This is a genomic window from Pseudomonas sp. Ant30-3 (genome assembly GCF_000690905.1).
Classification (GTDB): Bacteria; Pseudomonadota; Gammaproteobacteria; order Pseudomonadales; family Pseudomonadaceae; genus Aquipseudomonas.
The window spans coordinates 1-15,711 of the sequence record NZ_JMCL01000029.1 but is presented as its reverse complement, the minus strand read 5'-3'; the positions used below and the strand labels follow the sequence as shown (position 1 = coordinate 15,711).

Annotated in this window: 16 protein-coding genes and 1 pseudogene; 10 read left to right on the top strand and 7 right to left on the bottom strand. The window is 59.9% G+C overall.

Going from position 1 to position 15,711, the window contains the following annotated elements:
- Nucleotides 1–6 precede the first annotated feature (6 nt).
- Nucleotides 7–1,437: a coniferyl aldehyde dehydrogenase gene (locus tag DU29_RS0107410; protein ID WP_028621171.1), complete on the bottom strand. Its 1,431-nt coding sequence runs from the start codon at nt 1,435–1,437 to the stop codon at nt 7–9.
- 146 nt (nt 1,438–1,583) lie between these two features.
- On the opposite strand from DU29_RS0107410, the gene DU29_RS0107405 reads away from it, so the two are divergent.
- On the top strand, nt 1,584–2,255 hold the full coding sequence (locus tag DU29_RS0107405; protein WP_028621170.1) for a TetR/AcrR family transcriptional regulator: 672 nt from the start codon (nt 1,584–1,586) through the stop codon (nt 2,253–2,255).
- Between the two features lie 33 nt (nt 2,256–2,288).
- On the top strand, nt 2,289–3,143 hold the full coding sequence (locus DU29_RS0107400) for a sulfurtransferase (RefSeq protein ID WP_028621169.1): 855 nt from the start codon (nt 2,289–2,291) through the stop codon (nt 3,141–3,143).
- A 105-nt stretch (nt 3,144–3,248) separates the two neighbouring features.
- On the opposite strand, the gene DU29_RS0107395 is transcribed toward DU29_RS0107400, so the two are convergent.
- The 4 genes from DU29_RS0107395 to DU29_RS0107380 are packed head-to-tail and all read right to left on the bottom strand — an operon-like array spanning nt 3,249 to nt 7,754.
- Nucleotides 3,249–4,244 (bottom strand): hydrolase, encoded by a 996-nt coding sequence (locus DU29_RS0107395; RefSeq protein ID WP_028621168.1) that lies wholly within the window; start codon nt 4,242–4,244, stop codon nt 3,249–3,251.
- Nucleotides 4,245–4,301: 57 nt separating this feature from the next.
- The gene (gene rsmD, locus DU29_RS0107390) at nt 4,302–4,916 is read right to left on the bottom strand and encodes a 16S rRNA (guanine(966)-N(2))-methyltransferase RsmD (protein WP_028621167.1); all 615 of its coding nucleotides are present in this window, start codon (nt 4,914–4,916) and stop codon (nt 4,302–4,304) included.
- On the bottom strand, nt 4,916–6,406 hold the full coding sequence (locus tag DU29_RS0107385; RefSeq protein ID WP_028621166.1) for a M16 family metallopeptidase: 1,491 nt from the start codon (nt 6,404–6,406) through the stop codon (nt 4,916–4,918). Before DU29_RS0107385 ends, rsmD begins: the two co-directional genes overlap by 1 nt.
- Complete coding sequence (locus DU29_RS0107380) at nt 6,399–7,754, bottom strand: M16 family metallopeptidase (RefSeq protein ID WP_028621165.1); 1,356 nt, start codon at nt 7,752–7,754, stop codon at nt 6,399–6,401. Before DU29_RS0107380 ends, DU29_RS0107385 begins: the two co-directional genes overlap by 8 nt.
- A 341-nt stretch (nt 7,755–8,095) precedes the next feature.
- Here DU29_RS0107380 and ftsY point away from each other — a divergent pair, with 341 nt between their 5' ends.
- From ftsY to rpoH, 4 genes are all read left to right on the top strand, one after another.
- Nucleotides 8,096–9,613, top strand: coding sequence for a signal recognition particle-docking protein FtsY (ftsY, locus tag DU29_RS0107375; RefSeq protein ID WP_028621164.1), 1,518 nt, complete (start codon nt 8,096–8,098; stop codon nt 9,611–9,613).
- Nucleotides 9,610–10,281: a cell division ATP-binding protein FtsE gene (gene ftsE, locus DU29_RS0107370; protein ID WP_017341290.1), complete on the top strand. Its 672-nt coding sequence runs from the start codon at nt 9,610–9,612 to the stop codon at nt 10,279–10,281. Before ftsY ends, ftsE begins: the two co-directional genes overlap by 4 nt.
- Nucleotides 10,278–11,300 (top strand): permease-like cell division protein FtsX, encoded by a 1,023-nt coding sequence (gene ftsX / locus DU29_RS0107365; protein ID WP_028621163.1) that lies wholly within the window; start codon nt 10,278–10,280, stop codon nt 11,298–11,300. Before ftsE ends, ftsX begins: the two co-directional genes overlap by 4 nt.
- A gap of 113 nt (nt 11,301–11,413) precedes the next feature.
- A complete protein-coding gene (gene rpoH, locus DU29_RS0107360) occupies nt 11,414–12,268 on the top strand; it encodes an RNA polymerase sigma factor RpoH (protein ID WP_007897890.1) in 855 nt (284 codons plus the stop codon).
- Between the two features lie 192 nt (nt 12,269–12,460).
- Here the strand turns inward: rpoH and mtgA are convergent, their stop codons facing one another.
- Nucleotides 12,461–13,183, bottom strand: coding sequence for a monofunctional biosynthetic peptidoglycan transglycosylase (mtgA, locus tag DU29_RS0107355; protein WP_028621162.1), 723 nt, complete (start codon nt 13,181–13,183; stop codon nt 12,461–12,463).
- Between the two features lie 74 nt (nt 13,184–13,257).
- Here mtgA and DU29_RS0107350 point away from each other — a divergent pair, with 74 nt between their 5' ends.
- The 4 genes from DU29_RS0107350 to trmB all read left to right on the top strand — a co-directional run bounded on the left by DU29_RS0107350 (nt 13,258) and on the right by trmB (nt 15,511).
- On the top strand, nt 13,258–13,629 hold the full coding sequence (locus DU29_RS0107350; protein WP_028621161.1) for a DUF423 domain-containing protein: 372 nt from the start codon (nt 13,258–13,260) through the stop codon (nt 13,627–13,629).
- 91 nt (nt 13,630–13,720) lie between these two features.
- A complete protein-coding gene (gene thiS / locus DU29_RS0107345) occupies nt 13,721–13,921 on the top strand; it encodes a sulfur carrier protein ThiS (RefSeq protein WP_028621160.1) in 201 nt (66 codons plus the stop codon).
- A 60-nt stretch (nt 13,922–13,981) separates the two neighbouring features.
- Nucleotides 13,982–14,776, top strand: coding sequence for a thiazole synthase (locus tag DU29_RS0107340; RefSeq protein WP_028621159.1), 795 nt, complete (start codon nt 13,982–13,984; stop codon nt 14,774–14,776).
- A 9-nt stretch (nt 14,777–14,785) separates the two neighbouring features.
- On the top strand, nt 14,786–15,511 hold the full coding sequence (gene trmB, locus DU29_RS0107335; protein ID WP_028621158.1) for a tRNA (guanosine(46)-N7)-methyltransferase TrmB: 726 nt from the start codon (nt 14,786–14,788) through the stop codon (nt 15,509–15,511).
- A gap of 123 nt (nt 15,512–15,634) precedes the next feature.
- Here the strand turns inward: trmB and DU29_RS1000000132195 are convergent.
- Nucleotides 15,635–15,711: pseudogene (locus tag DU29_RS1000000132195) on the bottom strand (DUF3392 domain-containing protein); the annotation flags it as partial.

Sequence of the window (15,711 nt, the reverse complement as noted above, 5' to 3'; positions counted from 1 at the left end):
CGGTGGTTAACGGATGAAAAGCTTCTGGATCAGTTTTTGAATGGATTTGCCATAGGGCGGGTAGATCAGACGCGCCGCATTGAAGCGCTGTTTGATCAGCACACCCTTGGCCTTGCTGAACGTCAGAAACCCCTCGCGGCCATGGTAATGGCCCATGCCCGAGGCGCCGATACCGCCGAACGGCATATCGTCCTGAGCGACATGCAGCAAGGTGTCGTTGAGGCAAACACCGCCTGAATGGGTTTCGTGCAGCACACGGTTTTGTTCGCGCTTGTCGTAGCCGAAGTAGTACAGCGCCAGTGGCCGAGGTCGTTGATTGATGTAGGCAAACGCCTCGTCCAGATCCTTGTAGGGAACAATCGGCAGCAACGGCCCGAAGATTTCGTCCTGCATCACCATCATGTCGTCAGTGACGTTAAGCAGCAGGCTGTGACTCATGCGACGACCCTGACCCTGGTCGAACAACGGAATCAATAGCGCGCCTTTGCTGGTGGCATCGCTCACGTATCCGTTCAGTCGGGCGAGTTGTCGGTCATTGATGATCGCGGTGTAGTCCGGGTTGTCTGCAAGTGTCGGATAAAACCCGCGGACAGCCTGGCGATACGCTTCGACAAAGGCGCCGACACGTTCATGCGGGACCAGAACGTAGTCCGGCGCCACGCAGGTTTGCCCTGCATTGAGGGTTTTGCCGAATGCAATGCGCTCGGCTGCATCGTTCAGCGGCACGTCGCGGGAAACGATGGCCGGCGACTTGCCGCCCAGTTCAAGCGTCACCGGCGTCAGGTTTTCTGCAGCGGCGCGCATCACGTGCTTGCCAACGCTGGTGGCGCCGGTGAACAGCAGGTGATCGAAGCGCAGTCTGGAAAATGCCACGCCAATGTCGGCTTCGCCAAGCACCACGCAGACCAGGTCTTGCGGGAAAATCCGGCCGAGCAGTTCCTTGAGGAGCAAGCCGGTGGCCGGGGTCGACTCACTGAGTTTGAGCATCACCCGATTGCCCGCCGACAGCGCGCCCACCAACGGGCCGATAGCGAGATACAGCGGATAATTCCACGGCACAATCACCCCGACCACGCCCAGCGGTTGATAAACCACCTTGGCTGCCGCCGGCTGGAAAGCGAGCCCGACCTTGCGGGGCGAGGCTTTCATCCAGCCTTTCAAGTGCTGGCTCGCGTAATGAATGCCGTGCAGGCTGGGCATCAGTTCTGCCAGCAAGGTTTCGTCAGCACTGCGGTGACTGAAATCCTGACTGATGGCCTCGATCAGGCGCAGGCGCTCGTTGCTCAGCAGATCGCGCAGGGCTTTGAGCCATTGCAGGCGCTGGGCAGCGGGCGGCATGGGGTTGGCAGCATAGGCTGCGCGCTGGGTGTTGAATTGATGTTGAAGTTCTTCGAGTGGCTGCTGCAAGGTTTGCAGGTAGGCAATTTCAGCAGGCATCGTGAGCTCCGGGTTTATTGTGATGTCGAGCTTTTTAGAGCCAATGCTCTAAAAAGTCAAATAACATGTTCGCATCCTGTGGTTTTATCCGTTCGTCGATAAGTCGTAAGATGCCCGCTATCGCACTCTGAATTAAAGCTCAAGCCATGGCCCCTCGGATCAAAACCAGCGAGCGCATCGTGCAGAACAGCCTCGAGCTGTTCAATCAACAGGGCGAGCGCAGTATCAGCACCAACCACATCGCCGCCCATATGGAGATCTCTCCGGGCAATCTGTATTACCACTTCCCTAACAAGCAGGCGATTATCGCTGTGCTGTTCAGTGAGTATGAAAGCCTGGTCGACAGCTTTCTGCGCCCGCCCCAGGGGCGCGCGGCGACCGTCGATGACAAGCGTTTTTATCTGCAGGAATTACTGGCCGCGATGTGGCGCTATCGTTTTCTGCATCGCGACCTCGAACACCTGCTCGACAGCGACCCGGACCTCGCGGCCCGTTATCGGCGCTTTTCCCAGCGCAGCCTCATCCATGGCACCCACATTTACGCAGGCTTCGTCGACGCCGGCATTCTGCGCATGGACAAGGTGCAGATCGAATCGCTGACACTCAATGCCTGGATTATTCTGACGTCGTGGGTGCGTTTTCTGTGCACCACGCGGGAGATTTCCAGCCATCTCAGCGAACAAGCGATTAAACGTGGCGTGTATCAAGTGCTGGTGCTGGAGGCCGGGTTCGTCACGGATCAGTCGAGAGAGGCGGTCAATGCGTTGTTCGAGGAGTTTTACGTGCCGCTGGCCCAGGCCCTCGAGGAAGTGCAGTAGGATTCAACACCGTCCACATCACAGGAGCCTGTTATGCCCATTGCGCAACTGATCAGCCCGCAAGCACTGGACCAGAAGACAGAGCAGCCCGGACGGGTGATTCTGGATTGTCGTTTTGCCCTTGAAGACCCGGTCTACGGTCAGCGCAGCTATGCCGAAGGGCACATTGCCGGGTCCAGCTTCGCCGATCTTGAGCGTGATCTGAGCGGCGAAGTGGTCAAGGGTGTCACCGGGCGGCACCCGCTGCCGCAAGCGCAGGACCTGATCGAGCGACTGCAAGCCTGGGGCGTCAATGCCGACAGCGAAGTGATTTTGTACGACGACGGCCCCGGGGCCTACGCGGCGCGTGCCTGGTGGCTGTTGGCGTGGCTGGGCAAACGCGACGGTGTGTTCATTCTCGATGGCGGCCTCAAGGCCTGGCATGCCGCCGGCTTGCCACTGAGCCTGGATGCGCCGTCGATCACCCGCGGCACCTTCACAGGCACGCCCGATGATTCGTTGGTACTCGATGCCGAGCAACTGCAACAGCGGCTGGGCCAGCCAGCGCTGACCTTGCTCGACGCCCGCGCCTTGTCGCGTTTCAAGGGCGAGGTGGAGCCGATCGACCCGGTGGCCGGGCACATTCCCGGTGCGCAATGTGCCGCGTTTACCGACAACCTGGGCAGTGACGGGCGGTTTCTGCCGGCCGATCAGCTCAAGCAGCGCTTTGCTGAAAAGCTGGCCGATCGCTCACCGGAAGATCTGGTGGCGTACTGCGGATCCGGGGTCACCGCTTGCCATAACCTCTTTGCCTTGTGCCTGGCGGGCTATCCGTTGGGCGCTTTGTACGCCGGGTCGTGGAGCGAATGGATCAACGAGCCGGCGCGGGGCATCGCGGTCGGCGAATAATCACATTCCCTGTGGGAGCGGGCTTGCTGGGGAAGCGGTCCGTCAGTGGCGCAAATGTCTATTGGCCCAGTGTCATCGCGAGCAAGCCCGCTCCCACAGTGGTGTTCATTGTTCGAGGCTGGCCAGCCACTGTGGAATACGCCGTTCCAGGTAGTAATCCGGTCGGCGAAGCGTGCCATCGACAAATCCGACATGCCCGCCTTTGGGCTGCAATTCGAATTGCGTGGTGGCTGATAATTCATCTGCCAGCGGCAAGCTGTGAGGGAAGACGAACGGATCGTCCGCCGCCTGGATGATTAATGTCGGCGTGCGAATCTCACCCAGAAAATAGCGGCTTGAGGCACGGCGGTAGTAGTCGTGCGCATCGGTAAACCCATGCAGCGGCGCCGTCACCCGGCCATCGAAATCCCAAAAGGTGCGCATGTTTTCCAGTGAACCGAGCGCGGCCAGCTCCGCCAGGCTGTCCTCGCGGCCATCGTGCTGAAACTGCCGTTGCTTGTTCTTGATGTAGCCCACCATTTCCCGCATGAAATGCGCCTGATAGACCTTCGAAAAACCTTGGCCGATGCGGTCGGCGCAGTGGTCGAGCCGAAAGGGCACCGACACTGCAACCGCCCCGGTGATACCGCTGTGACTGCCTGTCTCGCCCAGATGCTTGAGCAAGATATTGCCGCCCAGCGAGTAGCCAACTGCGTACAGCGGTGCGAGCGGGCGTTTTGCCCGCACGTGCGCAATGGCCTCGGCGAGGTCTTCGCTGGCACCGGAATGATAGCTGCGCGATAGCAGATTGGGCTCGCCCGAACAGCCACGCCAGTTCAGCGCAACACTGGCCCAGCCTTGAGCACCCAGCACTTTTTGCAGCCCGGCTACATAAGGCGAATTCGACGACCCCGTCAGGCCGTGCAACACCAGCACCAACGGCGCATCGGCGCTGTGCGGGCCGTGCCAGTCAAGGTCGAGGAAGTCGCCGTCTTCAAGCCACAAGCGTTCACGTTCGCGGTCTATGTGGGTGGTTTTACGCCACAGCGGTCCCCACAAGGTTTGCAAGTGCGGGTTGCCAAGGCCGAAGGCGGGGGTGAAACGTTCTGCGGGATGGGACACGAGGGTTCTCGATGCAGCGGTGCGTCATCGCTGACGCACCGTGTTCAGGCCGGTCGATTAACCGGCGATCTCTGCCGTACGTTGCCATAAAGAATAGTAGACCCGCCCGGATTTTTGCTCGCGATGCAGGCGCCAGTTGGCTGGCAGGCCGAGGGTCGAGGGCGCGGTTTCACTTTCGGTGTACACCCACGCCTCATCGGCCAGCCACTGACGCTCTTCCAGCAATGCGCAAACGGTCGGCAACAGGTTCTGGTTGAACGGTGGGTCGAGAAACACCAGGTCGTAGGCAACCGCAGTCTGGGTTTCCAGATAACGCAGCGCATCGGCGGTCTGCACCTGGCCGGTGGTGCAGCGCAATGTGCCCAGGTGTTCCTTGAGGCTCGACACCGCAATGTTGCTCGCGTCCAGCGCCTGCCCCATGGCCGCGCCGCGGGACAAGGCTTCGAGAAACAGCGCGCCGCTGCCGGCGAACGGATCGAGCACCCTGGCCCCGGCGACATAGGGCGCGAGCCAGTTGAACAGGGTCTCGCGTACCCGGTCCGGGGTCGGCCGCAAGCCAGGCGCGTCCGGGAAACTCAGCTTACGGCTGCGCCATTCGCCGCCGATGATGCGCAGTTGATTCACGCCGTTGTGCACGTTGTGGACAGGTTTTTTTGGACGGGAAGTGGCCATTAGTGCTCCGGAACCCCGAGCGGCTGCTCGGCAGGTTTATCAGATGGGGCCGGTAACGGCTTTTGCGGCACGGTCGGGCCAGCGCTGACGATGACCATTTTGTCCGTGCTCAAATGTTTGTTCAGGGCTGTTCTGACCTGTTCGACGGTCAGGGCCTGAGACTGCTGCATGAAGTCTTCCAGATAGCTCAGCGGCAGGTTGTAGAAACCCATGGCGCCTAGCTGACCGACGATGTCGGCGTTGCTGGCGGTGGACAGCGGGAAGCTGCCGGCCAGCTCACGCTTGGCGTCGTCGAGTTCTTTTTCGGTCGGACCGGTTTTCAGGTAATCGGCGAGCACGTCCTGCACCAGCTTCAGCGTACCTTCGCTCATTTCTGCGCGGGTTTGCAGGTTGATCATGAACGGACCGCGCGCCTGCATCGGAGTGAAACCCGAATACACGCCGTAGGCCAGGCCACGTTTCTCGCGTACTTCACTCATCAAACGCGTACCGAAACCACCGCCGCCAAGAATTTGATTGCCCATTGACAGCGCTGCGTAATCCGGATCATCGCGATCGATGCCCAGTTGCGCGAGCATCAGGTTGGTTTGCTTCGACGGGAACTCGATGTGGCCGATGCTGGCCGCTGGTTCGGTCGGTTGCGCCAGTTTCGGCAATGCCGGCCCTTTAGGCAGTGCTGAGGACACCTGAGCGGCAATCGCCTCGGCTTCGCTGCGCGACAAATCGCCCACCAACGCAATCACCACGTTGCCGGCTGCATAGGCTTTCGCATGAAAGGCCTGCAGCTGCGCCAATGTGATCGGTGGAATGCTTTTCGCCGTGCCATCGCTGGAGTGGGCGTAGGGGTGATCGCCGTACAAGCGGTTCATCAGTTCGATGCTGGCCAGTTTGCCGGGGTTCTGTTTCTGATACTCGAAGCCTGCGAGCATCTGATTCTTGATGCGTGCGAAGGAGTCGGCGGGGAAGGTAGGTTTGCCAACCACTTCAGAGAACAGTTTCAGTGCCGGTTCGCGTTTGTCCGCTGCGCTCAGGCTGCGCAACGAGGCCAGCGCCATGTCTTTGAAAGCACCGTTGCCAAAATCCGCGCCGAGGCCTTCGAAGCCTTGGGCGATGGCGCCGACGTCTTTGCCGGCGACACCTTCATTGAGCATTGCGTTGGTCAGTACGGCGAGGCCGGGGGCATCGCCGTCCTGGCTGCTGCCAGCGGAGAAGATCAGGCGCATGTCGAACATCGGCAGTTCACGGGCTTCGACGAACATCACCTTGGCGCCTTCGGCGGTATTCCAGGTCTGCACGTCCAGCGAGCGATGGCTCGGCGCCTTGCCATTTAGTTCGGCCAGCGATTGCAGTTTCTGGCTGGCCTTGGCCTTGTCCAGCGCTTCGCTGGCATTGGACTCATCGGTCTTCGAGAAATAGAAAACGGCAGAGCCGATCAGTGCGACGATAACGAGGCCGATCAGCGCCAGGCGCGGTGTTTTACGCTCACTCATGAGTCGTCTCCTGTGGCAGTACATGGGCGACGCTGAGACGTTCGCGGGTGAAATACAGCTTGGCGGCTTTCTGGATGTCTTGCGGGGTCACGCTTTCCAGGTCGGCGAGTTCGCTGTCCATCAGTTTCCACGACAGGCCGACGGTTTCCAGTTGACCAATAGCGGTGGCCTGGCTGGTGATCGAGTCGCGCTCGTAGACCAGGCCGGCGATGACTTGCGCACGTACGCGCTCCAGTTCTTCGGCGGACGGCGCAGTGGTTTTCAACTGATCGAGCAGCTTCCACAGACCGGCTTCAGTTTGCGCCATGGTGACGTTTTTCTGGGTGTTCGGCGTGGCCGACAGGGTGAACAGGCTGTCGCCTCGGGTGTAGGCGTCGTAGCTCGACGAGCCGCCCGAGACCAGCTCTTCGCCACGCTCAAGTTGCGTCGGGATACGTCCGCTGTAGCCGCCGTCAAGCAGCGCCGAGATCAGACGCAAAGCGTTGACCGAACGCTTGTCTTCAGCAGTTGCGATGCTTGGCACGTTAAAGCCCATCATCAGGCTCGGCAGTTGAGTCTGTACGTGCAGAGTGATCTTTCGTTCGCCGGGTTCCGCCAGCTCAAGCGGGATTTTCGCCGCAGGAATGTCACGCTTGGCGATCGGGCCGAAATAGCGCTGGGCGAGGGTTTTGACTTCATCCGGGGTGACGTCGCCGACCACCACCAGCGTGGCGTTGTTCGGTGCGTACCAGGATTGATACCAGTGCCGCAGTTCCTCGACTTTCATGCGGTCCAGGTCTGCCATCCAGCCGATGGTCGGTGTGTGGTAGCCGCTGGCCGGGTAAGCCATGGCCTTGAAGCGTTCGTAGGCCTTGGACATCGGCTTGTCATCGGTGCGCAGGCGGCGCTCTTCCTTGATGACTTCGATCTCGCGGGCGAATTCGTCCGGCGGCAAACGCAGGCTGGCCATGCGATCTGCTTCCAGTTCGAACGCTACGCCCAGACGATCACGGGCCAGCACTTGGTAGTAAGCGGTGAAGTCGTCGCTGGTGAAGGCGTTTTCTTCGGCGCCGAGGTCGCGCAGGATCAGTGAAGCTTCACCCGGCCCGACCTTCTCGCTGCCTTTGAACATCATGTGTTCCAGGGCGTGGGACAAACCGGTCTGCCCCGGCGTCTCGTAACTGGAGCCGACCTTGTACCAGACCTGGGAAACGACCACCGGCGCACGATGATCTTCGCGCACGACGACCTTCAGGCCATTGTCGAGGGTGAATTCGTGGGTGGGTTGCGGGTCGGCAGCGAAGACTGAAAGTGGCAGACAAACTGTGCTGAGCAGCAGGCCTGCAGCGCGGCGGACAAAAGCATTCATTCGTTTTTAAACCTTTGGGGCTGCCCGCTAGGTCTTAGCGTCGGCGGGCGAGAGGGTGCTAGGATACTGATCCGTTTTGCTGGCGGCCACGCCTATCAGGCCTTCGGGTTTGATCAGGTTGAATAGGTTTGCGGGAGAAGGCTGTTAATTGACAACTTATATCTGCCTTTTCGCCGATTTTGCCGCTGCAGTCCTTCGTGAAATCGTTTTTGTAAGGTGCCATTAGCACCTCGTCTTAAGGGTGCGCGTGAACAAGCTGGGTCAATCGCAGTCTGTTCTGCACTAATATTTAATTGCCGAGGCGCCCATGGCGCGTCGCCACCGTGAGATAGCCGTCCTCCATGTTTGGTTCCAACGACGACAAGAAAGCCCCAGCTGCGGCTGGCGAGAAAAAAAGCCTGTTCGGATGGCTGCGCAAAAAACCGCAGGAACCCGTCGTCGAACAGCCACAGCCACTTCCTGAGGCCACCCCCGCGCCGGTTATCGATGAAGCGCCAGCGCCGATTGTCTTGCCGATCGCCGAGCCGGTGCTGCAGCCCGCGGCAGAATCCGAGCCTGAAACCGTCACCGAACAGCCGTTGACGCTTGCTGGCGAGCCATGGCTGACATTGCCGGTGGCGGAAGAGCCGGTGGCGCTGGTTGAAGATGAGCAAGCTGCGCATGTCGCACCGCCGATTCCGGCGCCGGCTGCGTTTTCTCCCGAGCCCGTTCAAACGCCAGTCATTGAGCCGGTGGTTGAGGTCGAGCCAGCGCCTGTAGTTGTGGAACCCGAGCCGCCTGCTGTCATTGCTCCGGTTGCTCCGGTTGCTCCGGTTGCTCCGGTTGAGCCCGTGGTCGCAGCGCCTGCGCCTGTCATTGCCCCCGCAGCAGCTGAGCCCGTTGCACAGCTCGACAGCCCCGTCGAGCCATCACGCACGGAAGAAAGCAAATCCGGTTTCTTCGCCCGCCTCAAGCAAGGCCTGTCCAAGACCAGCGCCAGCATCGGCGAAGGCATGGCGAGTCTGTTTCTCGGCAAAAAAATCATCGATGACGAGCTGCTCGAAGACATCGAAACCCGCCTGCTGACGGCTGACGTGGGTGTTGAAGCGACCTCGGTGATCATTCAGCGTCTGACGCAGAAAGTTGCGCGCAAGGAACTGGCCGACGCCGCTGCGCTGTACAAATCCCTGCAGGCTGAACTCGCGGCGATGCTCAAGCCCGTCGAGCAGCCGCTGAAAATCGCCGCGCAGAACAAGCCGTTCGTGATTCTGGTCGTTGGCGTCAACGGCGCCGGCAAGACCACCACCATCGGCAAACTCGCCAAGAAACTGCAGCTTGAAGGCAAGAAAGTCATGCTTGCGGCCGGCGATACTTTCCGCGCTGCTGCCGTGGAGCAGTTGCAGGTCTGGGGTGAGCGCAACAAGATCCCGGTCATCGCTCAGCACACCGGCGCCGATTCCGCTTCGGTGATCTTCGACGCCGTGCAAGCCGCCAAAGCGCGAGGCATCGACGTCTTGATCGCCGACACTGCTGGTCGTCTGCACACCAAAGACAATCTGATGGAAGAACTGAAAAAGGTTCGTCGCGTCATCAGCAAACTCGATGCTGACGCGCCGCACGAAGTGCTGCTGGTGCTCGACGCGGGCACCGGTCAGAACGCTATCAGTCAGGCCAAGCAATTCCATCAGACCGTCGAGCTGACGGGTCTGGCCCTGACCAAACTCGACGGCACCGCCAAGGGCGGGGTGATTTTCGCCCTGGCCAAGCAGTTCGGTCTGCCGATTCGGTACATTGGTGTCGGTGAAGGCATCGATGACTTGCGTACTTTTGAAGCAGAACCCTTTGTCCAGGCATTGTTTGCCGAGCGGGAGCGTTCATGATTCGTTTCGAACAGGTCGGTAAACGCTACCCGAACGGTCACGTCGGCTTGCATGAGCTGAGCTTTCGAGTCCGTCGTGGCGAGTTTCTCTTTGTCACCGGCCATTCCGGTGCAGGCAAAAGCACGCTGTTGCGCCTGTTGCTGGCCATGGAGCGTCCGACCACGGGCAAATTGCTCCTGGCCGGGCAAGACCTCGGCACTATCAGCAATGCGCAGATTCCTTTTCTGCGTCGGCAGATCGGCGTGGTGTTTCAGAATCACCAGCTGCTATTCGATCGCACGGTATTCAACAACGTTGCCCTGCCATTGCAGATTCTCGGCCTCTCCAAAGCCGAAATCGCCAAGCGCGTGGACTCGGCTCTGGAGCGCGTGGCGCTTTCGGACAAAACCGATCTCTACCCTGGAGACTTGTCCACCGGTCAGCAGCAGCGGGTCGGCATCGCCCGCGCCATCGTCCATCGGCCAGCCTTGCTGCTGGCGGATGAGCCCACCGGTAACCTCGACCCGCGTCTGGCCGCCGAGATCATGGGCGTGTTCGAAGACATCAATCGTCTGGGCACCAGTGTGCTCATCGCCAGCCATGACCTGGCACTGATCGCCCGCATGCGTCATCGCATGCTGACCTTGCAGCGCGGTCGCTTGATCGGCGACGGGGAGGCCGGGGTATGAGTGCGACACGCAGTCCCAAGGTTTCCGAGCGAGTCGCGCCCAAAGCTGCCGACCCGCAAGCGCCGAAGAAGAAACGCGACGAGGATGACGGCCCGGACTTCGCCACACTGTTCCGTGCCTGGGTTGAAAGCCATCGGGCCAGTCTGCTCGACAGTTTGCGCCGTTTGGGCAAACAGCCGATCGGCAGTTTCTTCACCTGCATGGTAATGGCGGTGGCACTCAGTCTGCCCATGGGGCTGTCACTTCTGCTGAATAATGTCGAGCGTCTGGGCGGTTCCTGGCAGCGCGCGGCGCAGATTTCCCTGTACCTGCAACTGGACGCCAGCCCGACCGAGGGCGAAGCGTTGCGTGAACAGATCAAGGGCATCCCAGGCGTCGCAGAGGCTGAATATGTCGGCCGGGATCAGGCCCTGGAAGAATTCCAGCAACAGTCCGGACTGGGCGATGCGCTCAAGGAACTGCCGGAGAACCCGCTGCCTGGCGTCGTCCTGGTTACACCGAACGAGGTCGACAAGCCCGCGCTTGAAGCATTACGACAAAAACTTTCCGAGTTGCCCAAGGTACAACTGGCGCAACTTGATCTAGTCTGGGTCGAGCGTCTGGCAGCCATCCTCAAGCTGGGCGACCGATTTGTCTTCGGTCTGACCGTGCTTTTGGTGTCTGCATTACTTTTGGTGATAGGCAATACCATTCGTCTTCATATTGAAAACCGCCGCACAGAGATAGAAGTGATTAAACTCGTGGGCGGCACTGACAGCTATGTACGCAGGCCCTTCCTTTATATGGGCGCGCTGTATGGCCTCGGTGCAGGGGTGCTGTCCTGGGGGGTATTGGCCTTCGGGCTTGATTGGTTGAACGATGCGGTGGTTGGGCTGGCCGGCCTGTACGGCAGTGATTTTGCGCTGGCGGGAGTGCCAGTTGCCGACGGTCTGTCGCTCTTGCTTGGCGCGTTGCTGTTGGGTTATATCGGTGCATGGATTGCAGTCGCTCGTCATCTCAGGGAGTTGGCGCCGAAGTAGTATCTTTTTGCGCGTATTGACCTTTCAGTTTTTGTGGGAACTTGTCTTTCGGTTCCCGGTCAATTTTCGCAGTGCTGAACTGCACGAGTTATGTAAGACGGAGGTTTTTTCGTATGACCAATTCTTTGCAACCTGCATATGCTCTGGTCCCAGGTGCGAACCTGGAGGCTTATGTGCACACGGTGAACAGCATTCCATTGCTGACGCCGGAGCAGGAGCGTGAACTGGCCGAGAGTCTCTACTATGAGCAGGATTTGGGGGCGGCTCGGCAGATGGTGCTCGCCCACCTGCGTTTTGTCGTACACATTGCCCGTAGCTATTCCGGCTACGGTCTGGCTCAGGCTGACCTGATCCAGGAAGGTAACGTCGGCCTGATGAAGGCTGTAAAACGCTTCAACCCGGAAATGGGTGTGCGTCTGGTGTCGTTCGCCGTGCACTGGATCAAGGCGGAAATTCACGAGTTCATCCTGCGCAACTGGCGCATCGTGAAAGTCGCGACCACCAAGGCCCAGCGCAAGCTGTTCTTCAACCTGCGCAGCCAGAAGAAGCGTCTGGCGTGGCTGAACAACGAGGAAGTCCACCGCGTGGCGGAAAGCCTCGGCGTCGAGCCGCGGGAAGTGCGCGAGATGGAAAGTCGCCTGACCGGCCATGACATGGCCTTCGACCCGGCTGCTGAAGCCGACGACGACAGCGCCTTCCAGTCGCCGGCCAATTATCTGGAAGACCACCGGTACGACCCGGCCCGTCAACTGGAAGATGCCGACTGGAGCGACAACTCCAACCACAACCTGCACGAAGCGCTGGAAGTGCTGGACGACCGCAGTCGCGACATTCTTTATCAGCGCTGGCTCGCTGAAGAGAAAGCCACGCTGCACGACCTGGCGCAGAAGTACAACGTGTCGGCCGAGCGTATTCGTCAGCTTGAAAAGAGTGCGATGAACAAGCTCAAATTGTCGATCGCCGCATAACCTGCGCACCGGCAAACAAAAACGCCCCGATCAGTGATGATCGGGGCGTTTTTGTGTGTGCGCAGTGTCAGCTTTACCTTGGTTTCCTTGTGGGAGTGAGCCTGCTCGCGATAGCGGTCAATCATCCACCGACTATGTCGACTGAATGGACGCCATCGCGAGCAGGCTCGCTCCTACAGGGGATTTGCGGAGTTACTGCGCCCACAGCGCCCGGCGTGAATCATTGAGCCCTACTAGATAACTGTCCCCACCCAGCTGACTCATCTGCTGCCGAATCCAGCCAGCACGCCGTGCGACATAGCTGGTTGGGCGGCTGGCGCTCCAGACTCGCGGGTTGGGCAGAACAGCCGCGAGCAAGCTCGCCTGTTGCCGCGACAACGACCGGGCGCTCACGCCAAAGTGGTGCCGGGCTGCCGCTTCGGCGCCAAACACACCTTTATCCAGCTCGACACTGTTGAGGTAAACCTCAAGAATTCGCTGCTTTGGCCACAACACTTCAATCAGTCCGGTAAACCAGACCTCCAGGCCTTTGCGCAGCCAGCTGCGCCCAGACCACAAAAACAGGTTTTTCGAGACCTGCTGGCTCAGCGTGCTGGCGCCTCGCACTGTACCGCCGAGTTCGTTATGCGCCAGGGCTTTCTGAATGGCCCCGAAGTCGAAACCCCAATGTTCCGGGAATTTCTGATCTTCGCCGGCGATCACCGCGAGCTTGAGATCATCGGAGATTTCCTCCCATGGCTTCCACGTGCGCTGCAGATTGATCGGCTCGCCGTCGATCCATGATTCGACTTTGCGCTCCACCATCAGCGCCGTTCCCGGTGGCGGAACCACGCGGAAAATCAGGACCAGCACAATGCTGCCGCCCGCGAACCACAGCAGGGCTTTGATAAAACGTTGCAAAAATATACGCAGCATAGAGATGGCTTGGCCGAACCCGTTGAGCGGGCCATTATACAGACCCTGTGGATCGAGTCTGACTGGAGTTCTTCATGCTGCGTGGCTTTCTGATGCTGGCCGCTTTTTTCGGCTTCACCGGCGTGGCCTTGGGCGCGTTCGCCGCTCACGGCCTGAAAAGCCGCCTGACGTCCGAGTACCTGGCGATTTTCCACACCGGCGTGACTTACCAGTTAGTGCACACCCTGGCCTTGTTGGGTGTTGCGCTGCTGGCCACGCAAATCCCCGGCCGATTGGTGACGTGGGCCGGCGTATCGTTTGCCATCGGCATCCTGTTGTTTTCCGGCAGCCTTTACGTGCTGACACTGACCGGCATCAGCAAGCTCGGGATCATCACGCCTTTCGGTGGTCTGGCCTTCCTTGTTGGCTGGTTGTGCCTGGGCCTGGCCGCCTGGCGGCTGAGCTGACTGCACGGTCCATTTCATGACGAATGGCTTGGGTCGCCAAGACTGATCGGGCTAGAATGCCAGCCCCTAAAAATGATGGCGGCCATTCGGTATGCGCATTCAGTTGAACGGCGAATCCCTTGAACTGCCCGACGGTGAAACCGTTGCGGCCCTGCTGACCCGTCTGGAACTGACCGGACGCCGTGTCGCGGTCGAGCTCAATCTGGATATCGTCCCGCGCAGCCAGCATACCGATACCACGCTGAATGACGGCGACTCGGTCGAAGTGGTACACGCCATCGGTGGCGGCTAGCCCTGCGGCCCACCAGGGCACAGAATTCTGCAAGAACCTCACCCCTACAGAGGATTTCCCATGAGCATCGTTCGTAGCGACAAGCCCTTCGTCCTGGCCGGTCGTACTTACCAGTCGCGTTTGCTGGTAGGCACTGGCAAGTACCGTGACATGGAAGAAACCCGCCTGGCCATCGAAGCCTCGGGTGCCGAGATCGTGACTTTCGCCGTGCGCCGTACCAACCTCGGCCAAAATCCGGGCGAACCGAACCTGCTCGAAGTCCTCTCGCCGGATCGCTACACCTTTTTGCCGAACACCGCCGGTTGCTTCGATGCTACCGAGGCTGTGCGCACTTGCCGTCTGGCCCGTGAACTGCTTGGTGGGCACAATCTGGTGAAGCTGGAGGTACTGGCTGACCAGAAAACCCTGTTCCCCAACGTGATCGAAACCCTCAAGGCTGCCGAAGTGCTGGTCAAGGAAGGTTTCGACGTGATGGTCTACACCAGTGATGACCCGATCATTGCCCGTCAACTGGCGGAAATCGGCTGCATCGCGGTCATGCCGCTGGCCGGTCTGATCGGCACGGGCCTGGGGATCTGCAACCCGTACAACCTGCAGATTATCCTCGAAGAAGCCAAGATTCCGGTGTTGGTGGATGCCGGTGTCGGCACCGCTTCCGACGCCACCATCGCCATGGAGCTGGGTTGTGAAGCGGTGCTGATGAACTCGGCCATTGCCCATGCCCAGCAGCCGGTCATTATGGCTGAGGCCATGAAACACGCCATCGTTGCGGGCCGCCTGGCTTACCTCGCTGGCCGTATGCCGAAAAAACTCTATGCCAGCGCCTCTTCGCCGCTGGATGGTCTGATCAAGTAAGAGCCATTGATGACTGAATCAAACGACACGCCAATCCAGACGGAAGAAGGCGACGAGCGCCAACACCGCCGCATCAAGAGTTTCGTGATGCGCGCCGGGCGCATGACCGAAGGCCAGCAACGCGGGCTTGACCAAGGCACGCCGTTGTTCGTGTTGCCACTGGCCGATGCGCCGGTCGACTACGACCAGGTGTTCGGCCGCTCGGCGCCGCGCTCGCTGGAAATCGGTTTCGGCATGGGCCACTCGCTGCTGGAGATGGCGGCGGCTTCGCCGGAGCAGGACTTCATCGGTGTGGAAGTGCACCGTCCAGGTGTTGGCGCGTTGCTCAATGGCGTGCTGACTCAGGGCCTGACCAACTTGCGCGTCTACGACTGCGATGCGATCGAAGTGCTCAACCGTTGCATCGCCGACAACAGCCTCGATCGCCTGATGCTGTTTTTCCCGGACCCGTGGCACAAGAGCCGTCACCACAAACGCCGTATTGTTCAGGCGTCGTTCGCTGAGCTGGTGCGCAGCAAGTTGAAGGTGGGTGGTGTGCTGCACATGGCCACTGATTGGGAACCGTATGCGGAGTACATGCTGGAAGTGATGAACATCGCGCCGGGTTATCGCAACCTGGCCGAAGACGGCAAGTGCGTCCCGCGCCCGGCCGAGCGCCCGATCACCAAGTTCGAACGCCGTGGCGAACGACTTGGGCATGGCGTGTGGGATCTGAAGTTCGAAAAACTGTCCTGAGCCGTACGTTATAAACCTGTAGGAGCCGGCTTGCTGGCGACGGTGTGTCAGTCAACATCAGCGTGTCTGACACACCATCGCCAGCAAGCCGGCTCCTACAGGTTTTTTTTGCCTGACCCGAATTCAGCGGCGGTCGGCGACGACGCCGATCAGCACGAGCACCACCAACAGCACCGGCGCGAGGCTGTAGTTGTTGAACT